This is a genomic window from Kineococcus auxinigenes (genome assembly GCF_050871525.1).
Classification (GTDB): domain Bacteria; phylum Actinomycetota; class Actinomycetes; order Actinomycetales; family Kineococcaceae; genus Kineococcus.
Window position 1 is genome coordinate 1 of the sequence record NZ_JBKBCT010000110.1, and the last position, 8,935, is coordinate 8,935.

Annotated in this window: 9 protein-coding genes; 5 read left to right on the top strand and 4 right to left on the bottom strand. The window is 74.8% G+C overall.

The genetic code is table 11. From position 1 onward, the window contains the following. Nucleotides 1-197: 197 nt before the first annotated feature. The 3 genes from ACRYR9_RS18910 to ACRYR9_RS18920 all read right to left on the bottom strand — a co-directional run bounded on the left by ACRYR9_RS18910 (nucleotide 198) and on the right by ACRYR9_RS18920 (nucleotide 2,287). Entirely contained in the window at nucleotides 198-656 is a 459-nt protein-coding gene (locus ACRYR9_RS18910; RefSeq protein ID WP_432498842.1) for an SRPBCC family protein, read from the bottom strand. 129 nt (nucleotides 657-785) lie between these two features. Beyond that, nucleotides 786-1,136 (bottom strand): DUF3140 domain-containing protein, encoded by a 351-nt coding sequence (locus ACRYR9_RS18915; RefSeq protein WP_432498844.1) that lies wholly within the window; start codon nucleotides 1,134-1,136, stop codon nucleotides 786-788. 17 nt (nucleotides 1,137-1,153) lie between these two features. Further along, a complete protein-coding gene (locus tag ACRYR9_RS18920) occupies nucleotides 1,154-2,287 on the bottom strand; it encodes a spore photoproduct lyase family protein (RefSeq protein WP_432498846.1) in 1,134 nt (377 codons plus the stop codon). A gap of 28 nt (nucleotides 2,288-2,315) precedes the next feature. On the opposite strand from ACRYR9_RS18920, the gene ACRYR9_RS18925 reads away from it, so the two are divergent. The 5 genes from ACRYR9_RS18925 (at nucleotide 2,316) to ACRYR9_RS18945 (ending at nucleotide 8,293) form a co-directional block, all read left to right on the top strand. Continuing rightward, nucleotides 2,316-3,209, top strand: a complete 894-nt coding sequence (locus ACRYR9_RS18925) for an SDR family oxidoreductase (RefSeq protein WP_432498848.1) — start codon at nucleotides 2,316-2,318, stop codon at nucleotides 3,207-3,209. Further along, nucleotides 3,206-4,864, top strand: coding sequence for a RecQ family ATP-dependent DNA helicase (locus ACRYR9_RS18930; RefSeq protein ID WP_432498851.1), 1,659 nt, complete (start codon nucleotides 3,206-3,208; stop codon nucleotides 4,862-4,864). Before ACRYR9_RS18925 ends, ACRYR9_RS18930 begins: the two co-directional genes overlap by 4 nt. Before the next feature lie 110 nt (nucleotides 4,865-4,974). Further along, nucleotides 4,975-6,324: an alkaline phosphatase gene (locus ACRYR9_RS18935; RefSeq protein WP_432498854.1), complete on the top strand. Its 1,350-nt coding sequence runs from the start codon at nucleotides 4,975-4,977 to the stop codon at nucleotides 6,322-6,324. 71 nt (nucleotides 6,325-6,395) lie between these two features. Beyond that, nucleotides 6,396-7,412 carry a DMT family transporter gene (locus tag ACRYR9_RS18940; protein WP_432498856.1) on the top strand — a complete coding sequence of 339 codons (1,017 nt, stop codon included), beginning with the start codon at nucleotides 6,396-6,398 and terminating at the stop codon, nucleotides 7,410-7,412. A 134-nt stretch (nucleotides 7,413-7,546) separates the two neighbouring features. Continuing rightward, nucleotides 7,547-8,293, top strand: a complete 747-nt coding sequence (locus ACRYR9_RS18945; RefSeq protein ID WP_432498858.1) for an alpha/beta hydrolase fold domain-containing protein — start codon at nucleotides 7,547-7,549, stop codon at nucleotides 8,291-8,293. A gap of 61 nt (nucleotides 8,294-8,354) precedes the next feature. Here the strand turns inward: ACRYR9_RS18945 and ACRYR9_RS18950 are convergent, their stop codons facing one another. Then, on the bottom strand, nucleotides 8,355-8,822 hold the full coding sequence (locus ACRYR9_RS18950) for an HD domain-containing protein (protein ID WP_432498860.1): 468 nt from the start codon (nucleotides 8,820-8,822) through the stop codon (nucleotides 8,355-8,357). Between the last annotated feature and the right edge of the window lie 113 nt (nucleotides 8,823-8,935).

The following is an 8,935-nucleotide window of genomic DNA, read 5'->3' on the forward strand; positions in this document are numbered from 1 at the left end:
CCCCCCCCCCCCCCCCCCCCCCCCCCCCCCCCCCCCCCCCCCCCCCCCCCCCCCCCCCCCCCCCGCCCCCCCCCCCCGCCCCCCCCCCCCCCCCCCCCCCCCCCCCCCCCAGGAGGGGGTGGGGGAGGTGGCGGCGGACGCGAGGACGCCCGGGACCCCTCGCGGGGTCCCGGGCGTCCCGGGACTGCGTCAGCTCGTCACTTGGGCGGGGTGACGTCCCCGCGCCAGGCACCGGTCTCGGCGCCGCGCGACTCGATGAACTCCTTGAAGCGCTTGAGGTCCGCCTTGATCTGGCGGTCGTCGGCGCCGACCGCGGCGCCGACCTTCTCGACGAGGCCCTCGGTCTCCCAGTCCATCTGGACGGTGACCTTGGTCTTGTCGTCGGCGATGCGGTGGAAGGTCACGACACCGGCGTGGTCCTTGCCGTCCACGCTCTTCCACGCGACGCGCTCGTCGGGGTGCTGCTCGGTGATCTCGGTGTCGAACTCGCGCTCGACCCCGGCGATCTTCGTCTTCCAGTGGTTGCGGGTCTCGGTGATCTGCGTGATCGACTCGACACCGCTCATGAAGTGCGGGAAGGACTCGAACTGCGTCCACTGGTTGTACGCGGTGTGGACGGGGACGTCGACGTCGATGCTCTCGGTGACGCTGCTCATTCTGGAACTCCTCCTGCGGCTCGTGGTCCGGGAGCCGCTCGTCGTCCTGACGGCGTGCTGATCCCACTGTGCCCGCGGGGGCACCGGCTTGCACCTCGAGATGCGACCGGCCCCCCGGGGTCCGGCGGGTCAGTCCTTGAGGGGGTCGTTCCCCCAGTTCATCAGGGAGTACCGCCACTTGGTGCCGGTGACGTCCCCCTGCGGGCGCTGCGCGGAGTGCCGGTGCACGTAACCGACGACCTTCTTCATGTGCGCGTGGTCGTCGTCGTCCAGGTCGGCCTGCTTCGCGCGCAGGATCTCGACGATGCGCCGGCCGGAGGCGTGCCCCACGGACTCGTCCCCGCCGTCGCTCTGGCCCACCGACCGCGACTCCTCGGTGTCCAACCAGTCCTCCAGCTCCTTCGGCGTCATGTTGACCGCCTCGCCGAAGTCTTGACGGACCTGACGGCGCTCGTCGTCGCTCAGCTCCTGCTTCGCCATGGCGCCAGCGTGGCCGGTCAGAAGGCGTAGCGCACGTCGAGGTAGGGGGCTCGCTCGGCGATGAGGTCGAGCAGCTGACGGACGTAGCGGCCCTTCTCGCCGCTGCGGTAGCGCACGTTGACGGCGCCGCCCTCGGAACGTTTGCGTTCCTGCAACGCGGGCTGCCACAGCAGTTCCTCGGCCTTCGGGTGCCAGCCCAGGTTGACCTCGTGCAACCGTCCGTTGTGGGTCAGGAAGATGACCTCCGCGGCGAGCTGCCGCTTGGTGGCCTCGTTCGTGGCCTCGCCGAGTGAGTCCAGCAACCGTGCCCACTGCGGCAGCCAGCCGTCGGTGACGACCACGGGGGAGAGGTTGACGTGCACCTCGTACCCGGCGGCGACGAAGTCGTCCAGCGCCGCGAGCCGCTCGGCGACCGGGCTGGTGCGCACGTCCAGCACCTTGGCGACCTCCTCGGGCATCAGGGAGAACCGCACCCGGGTGCGGCCTGCCGGGTCCAGCTCCAGCAGGCGCCGGTTGACGTTCTTGGTGGCGAAGGACGCCTTGGCCGTGGGCAGCGCGCGGAACAGGGCGATGAGGTCGTCGACGTTGTCGGAGATCTCCGCGTCCACCGAGCAGTCGCTGTTCTCCCCGATGTCGTACACCCAGGCGTGCGGGTCGCACTGGTTCGGCTCGGCCTTCACCCCCTGGCGCGCCACGTGCCGGCTCAGGTAGCCGGTGATCTGCTCGATGTTCGCGAACACCGTGATCGGGTTGCTGTACCCCTTGCGGCGCGGCACGTAGCAGTAGGCGCAGGCCATCGCGCAGCCGTTCGCGGTGGAGGGCGCGATGAAGTCCGCCGAGCGGCCGTTGGGCCGGGCGGCCAGCGACTTCTTGACCCCCAGCACGAGGGCCTCGCGCTTGATCCGCACCCAGCGCGCCACGTTCGTCTCGTCGCCGTGCAGCTCCGGGATGTTCCAGTGGCTGTCCACCTCCACGCGGGTGGCGTCCGGCCAGCGCTCCAGGACCTGCCGGCCGCGGGGCAGTTCCGCGGCGGCGGGCTCCACGTAGATCCGCGTCACGTCCACCAGCCGCTGCTCCCGCACGGGTCCAGTGTGTCGGTCGCCACCGACACGCCGCGCCCCGGCGGGGCCCGCCCCGCTCGCCGCGCGCATCGTGGAGGCGCTGCCTACCGTGGATCGCGTGAGCGACCAGTACACGTTCCAGAACCCCGTCGAGCAGTACCGCACCGAGGGGTTCGAGCCCCAGCCGCAGGACGGTCCCGGCCTCGCCCGTGAGCTGGGTCCCGCTCCCGACCACGGCGAGTCCACCTACCGCGGCACCGGCCGGCTCAGCGGCCGCAAGGCGCTGGTCACCGGCGCCGACTCCGGCATCGGTCGGGCCGCGACCATCGCCTTCGCGCGCGAAGGCGCGGACGTCGTCCTCAACTACCTGCCCGAGGAGCAGCAGGACGCCGAGGAGGTCGCCCAGCTCGTGCGCGACGCCGGGCGCAAGGCGGTGCTGGCCCCCGGTGACCTGACCGACGAGGCGTTCGCCCGCAGCCTGGTGCGCACCGCGCTCGACGAGCTCGGCGGCATCGACCTCATCGCCAACGTCGCCGGCAAGCAGCAGCACGCGGAGGACGTCGCCGACATCACCACCGCGCAGTTCGACGAGACGATGCGCACGAACCTGCACGCGCTGTTCTGGATCGTGCAGGAGGCCGTGCCGCACCTTCCGCCGGGCTCGACGATCGTCAACACCTCCTCCGTGCAGGGCTACCAGCCCTCCCCGAACCTGGTGGACTACGCGACCACCAAGTCCGGGATCATCGCCATGTCCAAGGCGCTGGCGCAGCAGCTCGCGCCGAAGGGCATCCGCGTCAACGTGGTCGCGCCCGGGCCGGTGTGGACGCCGCTGCAGGTCGCCGGTGGCCAGCCGGACGAGGCGATGCCGGAGTTCGGGCAGTCGACGCCGCTGGGCCGCGCCGCGCAGCCGGCCGAGCTGGCGCCCGCGTACGTGTTCCTCGCCTCGCCGGAGTCCAGCTACGTCCTGGGCGAGGTCCTCAACGTCAACGGCGGCATGCCCACCCCGTGAGCCCACCGCGCACGACCTCACGCACCACCTCCCGCGCCGACCTGGTGCGCACGGCGCGGGAGGCCTTCGGGTTCGACGAGCTGCGCCCCGGGCAGGCCGAGGCGATGGAGGCCGTCCTGGCCGGCCGCGACGTCCTGGCCGTGATGCCGACGGGTTCCGGCAAGTCGGCGATCTACCAGGTGCCGGCGCTGCTGCTCGACGGTCCCGTGGTGGTGGTGTCCCCCCTGATCGCCCTGCAGCGCGACCAGGTGGACGGCCTGCGCGAGGACGTGCGCCGTGGCGGGGCGGTGATGTTGAACTCCCAGTTGCCGGCGTCCGAGTGGAACGAGGCGCAGGAGGCCCTGCGCAGCGGCGAGGTGAGGTTCGTGTTCCTCGCCCCCGAGCAGCTGGCCCGCGATGAGGTGCTGGACGAGCTGGCGCGGCTGCACCCGCGCCTGCTCGTGGTGGACGAGGCCCACTGCGTCTCCTCCTGGGGGCACGACTTCCGCCCGCAGTACCTGCGGCTGGGGGCGGCGGCCGAGCGCCTGGGCCGGCCGCAGGTCGTGGCGCTCACGGCGACGGCCAGCCCGCAGGTCCGTTCCGAGGTGCTGGACCACCTGAGGATGCGCGACCCCCTGGTGTTCGTGGAGGGTTTCGACCGCCCGGAGATCGACCTGCAGGTGCGCCGGTACTCCCGGGCGGACCGCCAGCACGACGGGGTCCTGGAGTCGGTCACCGCCACCGACGGCGCGGTCGTCGTGTACGTGGCCCGCCGGCGCGACGCCGAGGAGATCGCCGGGGAGCTGCGCGAGGCGGGCAGGGCGGCGGAGTTCTACCACGCCGGCCGCAGGCGCGACGACCGCGACCGGGTGCTGCGCGAGTTCGTCGACGGCACCCTGGACGTGGTGGTCGCCACGAACGCGTTCGGCATGGGCATCGACAAACCCGACGTGCGCGCCGTCGTGCACGCCCACGTCCCCGACTCCCTGGACAGCTACTACCAGGAGATCGGCCGTGCCGGGCGCGACGGGCAGCCCGCCCGTGCCGTCCTGCACTACCGCCCCGAGGACCTGGGGCTGCGGACGTTCTTCACCTCGTCCGTCGCGAAGCCCGAGCCTCTGCGGGAGGTCGCCGCCGCGGTGCGCGCCCACGACGAGCCGGTCGAGCCGGTCGAGCTGCGCCGGGAACTGGGGACCACCGCGACCCGTCTGGCGGGTGTGGTGAACCTCCTGGAGGAGGCCGGCGCCGTCCACGAGGACGAGCGGGGCCGGTTGATCGCCGATCCCGGCGGGCCGAAGCCCGCCGAGGCGGCCGACGCCGCGGTGGAGCTGTCCGAGCAGCAGCGATCGGTGGAGCGCTCCCGGCTGGAGATGATGCGTTCGTACGCCGAGACCACGGCGTGCCGCCGGCGGTTCCTGCTGGGGTACTTCGGCGAGGAGCTGGACGGCCCCTGCGGGAACTGCGACACCTGCCGGGCCGGCACCGCCGCCGAGCACAGCGGTACCGGCGCGGGCGAGCCGTTCCCCGTCGGTTCCACCGTGCAGCACCCGGAGTGGGGCGGTGGGCAGGTCATGCACTACGAGGAGGACCGGGTCACGGTGCTGTTCGAGGGGGTCGGGTACCGAACGCTGGCGCTGGAGCTCGTCGAGGAGCGGAACCTGCTGCAGCCGGGGTGAAACCCTCCTGCCGGTTCCCCGCCACACGATGTTCTCGCAGCGGACGCCCGCCCGTGGGGAACCGCTCGGTTCGATGGGGGCACCTGTTGTGCACGACCCCTGGAGGACCTGTGCGTGCCATCCCGCAGACCCGCTCCCGCCGCATCGCGGCGGGTCTCGCCGCCGCCGGCGTGATCACCACCGTCACCGCCGGCGCGGGCGTCGCCGCCGAGGTGGCGCAGCGGCCGGAGAGCCGTTCCTCGCTCGCACCGGCCGGTGCGGACGTCCAGGCGAAGTCCGCGCCCGCCACCAGTGCGCCGACGGCCAAGAACGTGATCCTGTTCGTCGGCGACGGCATGGGCGCCGCCCACCGTGCCGCCGGCCGCCTGGCCCTGGCCGGGCTGGACCGCGAGCTCTACATGGACTCCCTGCCGGTGTCCGGGCTGGTGCACACCTCCCCGGACGACCCCGAGGCGGTCATCACCGACTCGGCCGCCGGCGCGACCGCGTACGCCACGGGCGTGAAGACCTTCAACGGCGCCGTGGGCGTGGACCCGCGCGGCAACGCGATCCCCACCGTCCTGGAGCGCGCGAGCGACGCGGGCAAGGCCACCGGCCTGGTCACCACCGGCCAGATCACCGACGCGACCCCGGCCGCGTTCGCCGCGCACGTGGCCGACCGCGGCGAGCAGTCCGTCATCGCCGAGCAGTACCTGACCTCCAGCCGGCCCGACGTCCTGCTCGGCGGCGGTGAGGACTGGTGGCTGCCGGAGGGTGAGGAGGGTGCCTTCCCCGACGCCCCGGCCGAGGACCCCGAGGAGGGCAGCCGCTCCGACCGCGGTGACCTGCTCGACCGCGCGCAGGACGAGGGCTACACCTACGTGAACTCCGCTGAGTCGCTGGCGCAGGCCGAGGGCGGCAAGCTCCTGGGGCTGTTCGCCAACCAGGAGATGTTCCAGCAGAACCCCGAGGGCGAGGGCGACGTCTACGACCCGGTCGTCTCCCTGGAGCAGATGACCGCCAAGGCGATCCAGACCCTGGCCGACGACGAGGAGGGCTTCTTCCTCGTGGTGGAGGAGGAGGGTGTCGACGAGTTCGCCCACTCCAACAACGCCGCCAGGACCGTCCAGGCCGTCGACGAGCTGGACAAGGCCGTGCTGGCGGCCAAGACCTTCGCCGAGCGCGACGGCGAGACCCTGGTGATCACCACCGCCGACCACGAGACCGGCGGCATGAGCGTCGAGTCCGTCGACGAGGGCGACGAGTCCGGTGCGGGCGAGGCCGAGGGGATCTCCGCCGAGGACGGCCCCTTCCCGATCGCCCGCGGCGACCGGGAGTTCGTCGTGGACTGGACCACCAGCGGGCACACCGGCGTCGACGTGCCGCTGACCGCCTACGGGCCCGGTTCCGAGCTGCTGACCGGCGTCTACGAGAACACCTACGTGCACGACGCGATGCTGGCCGCGATGCGGATCCGCTGACCCGGCCGGCCCCGGTGGGGCACCCGTGTCGGGTGCCGCACCGGGGTCTCCGCTGTCCGCTACGCTGACGCATGAACGATGTTGATAGCGCTACCGTTGCACCGCCGCTGTCGCTACCGCGCGCTCCGAACCCGCTGACCGGGCCGCTCCTCGGGCTGCTGGGCGTCGTGGTGTTCTCCTTCACCCTGCCGTTCACCCGCGTGGCCGTGCGCACCCTCGACCCGCTGTTCGTCGGCGCCGGCCGCGCCGTCGTGGCAGGCGTCCTGGCGGCGGCGGTCCTGGCCGCCACCCGGACCCGCAGGCCACCGCTGCGCCTGGTGCCGCGCCTGCTGCTCGTGGTCGCCGGCGTGGTCGCGGGGTTCCCGCTGCTCACGAGCGCGGCGATGCGCGACGTGCCCGCCGCCCACGGGGCCGTCGTCGTCGGCGTCCTGCCGGCGGCCACCGCCGTCGCGGCCGTGCTGCGCACGCGCGAGCGCCCGGGGCGGGGTTTCTGGGCGGCGAGCGCCGCGGGCCTGGTCGCGGTCGTCGTCTTCGTGGCGCTCAGCGGCGGTGGGCTGGGCGGCGCCGGCGCGGGGGACCTCCTGCTGCTGGCGGCGGTCGCGCTGGCGGCGCTCGGGTACGCCGAGGGCGGTCTGCTGGCGCGGGAACTCGGTGCGTGGCAGACGATCTGCTGGGCGCTCGTCCTGGCGCTGCCCCTGATGGCGGTGCTCACGGCCGTGGGGGCCGCCGGTGGGCGCACGAGCGCCGGCGCGGGCGGGTGGCTGGCGTTCGGCTACCTGGCGGTGTTCAGCATGTTCCTGGGCTTCTTCGCCTGGTACCGGGGGCTGGCGATCGGGCCGATGACCAGCGTCAGCCAGGTGCAGCTGGTGCAGTCGGTGCTGACGATCGCCTGGTCGGCGCTGTTCCTCGGCGAGCGGGTCGGGGTGCCCGTGCTCGTGGCGGCCGCGGTGGTCCTGGTGTGCGCGGCCGCGGCGGTGCGGGCCCGCGTGCACGTGGCCCCCTCCCGCCCGCGGCGCGCACGGCCCGCCGTGTCCGTGGCACCGGGCAGGGTGGGTGCCACCGACCGCGACACCCCGGAGGCACCGTGAACGAGCCCACGCCCACCGCGACCGAGCCCACCGCAGCCCGGCCCGCCGCTGCCGGACCCCGCCGCGGGGTCGCCGCAGGGGTCCCCTACCTTGCGCTGCCGCCCGCCGGGGGACCGACCGCGAGCACGCCCGTGGTGCTGGCGTGGCACCTCATGGACGCGCCCCGCACGCCCGAGGCGTTCGCGGCGGCACTGCCGCTGGCGGGCGTGGACGCCTGGCGGGTGCACCTGGAGCTGCCGATGACGGGCTCGCGCGAGCCGGCCGGGGGGCCGGAGGAGCTGGTGGCGCGCGCGCAGTCCGACGCGGTGCTCGAGCTGTACGGGCCGATCGCGCAGCAGGCGGTGGCCGAGGCCCCGGCCGTGCTGGAGCAGGTGCGCGCCGACCTGGGGTGCCCCGACGGGCCGCTGGCCCTGGTGGGCGGGTCCATGGGGGCGGCGGTGGCGTTCCTGGTGCTGCTGGAGGCCGGGCTCGGCGCCGCGGCGGCCGTGCTCGTCAGCCCGCTGCTGCAGCTGCGGCCGCTCGTGGAGTCGTTCGCCCGGCGCTACGGCGTCGAGTACGCCTGGTCGCCCGCAGCCGACGCGGTCGCCGCCCGGCTGGACGCCGTGGCCCGGGTGGCGGGGTTCACCGTCGCCGGGCGCCCGCCGGTCCTCCTCGTCGTCGGCGCGGACGACGACGAGGAGGCCTTCCGCCGGCCGGCGGCGGCGCTGCACGAGGCGCTGGGCGCGGAGTACGGCGACCCCGCGCGGGTGCGGCTGGAGGTCGTGCCGGGCATGGGGCACGCCCTCGCCGACGAGCCCGGGGTGGCGGCCGCCCCGCAGACCCCGCACGCCGCGAGGGTCGACGCCGTGGCCGCGGACTGGCTGCGCGCGCACCTGCGCTGACAGCGGGGATGTGCGAGGGCTCCGCGCCGGCACGGCCCGTCGCCCCCGGTCCCGCGGCCCGTCAGTCGCGCGGGCCGGGCACGCACCCGGCACGTGCCCGGTGCAGCCGTTCCTCGGTGCGGCGCACGGCCCCGCGCACGTAGGGGCCGCGCCGGTGGTGCGCGCGGGCGTTGGGGCTGTCCGGCCCGTGCCGGCGCAGCACGTCCGCCAGCCGCTCCTCCACGTCGACGACCTCACCGGTCGCCGAGACGGTCTGGTCGGCCCAGGTCAGGGCGTCCGCGAGCGGGCCCTCGACGGCGCGCGGGTCGTCGTGGGGGGCGAGCAGGTGGCCGAGGCCGCGGACCTCGGCCACGAAGCGCGCGCCGGAGTGGTGCGCGACGAGCGCGGCGACCAGCGGTGGCCAGCCCTGACGGCGCAGGTGGTCACCCCCGTCGACGGGGTGGAAACCGCAGCGCCGCAGCGGCGCGGCGTAGCCGGTGTCGTGCAGCCACGCCGCCGCCACCAGCGTGGCGCGCTCCTGCGCGGGCACGGCCGGGGTCCCGGGGGGGGGGGGGGGGGGGGGGGGGGGGGCGGGCGGGGCGGGGGGGGGGGGGGGGGGGGGGGGGGGGGGGGCGCGCCGGGGGGGGGGGGGCCGGGCGGGGG

Excerpts from the sequence above, each read along its gene's own strand:
- ACRYR9_RS18915 (WP_432498844.1), bottom strand. The coding sequence starts at position 1,136 with ATGGCGAAGCAGGAGCTGAGCGACGACGAGCGCCGTCAGGTCCGTCAA.
- ACRYR9_RS18910 (WP_432498842.1), bottom strand. The coding sequence starts at position 656 with ATGAGCAGCGTCACCGAGAGCATCGACGTCGACGTCCCCGTCCACACC.
- ACRYR9_RS18920 (WP_432498846.1), bottom strand. The coding sequence starts at position 2,287 with ATGCGCGCGGCGAGCGGGGCGGGCCCCGCCGGGGCGCGGCGTGTCGGT.
- ACRYR9_RS18940 (WP_432498856.1), top strand. The coding sequence starts at position 6,396 with ATGAACGATGTTGATAGCGCTACCGTTGCACCGCCGCTGTCGCTACCG.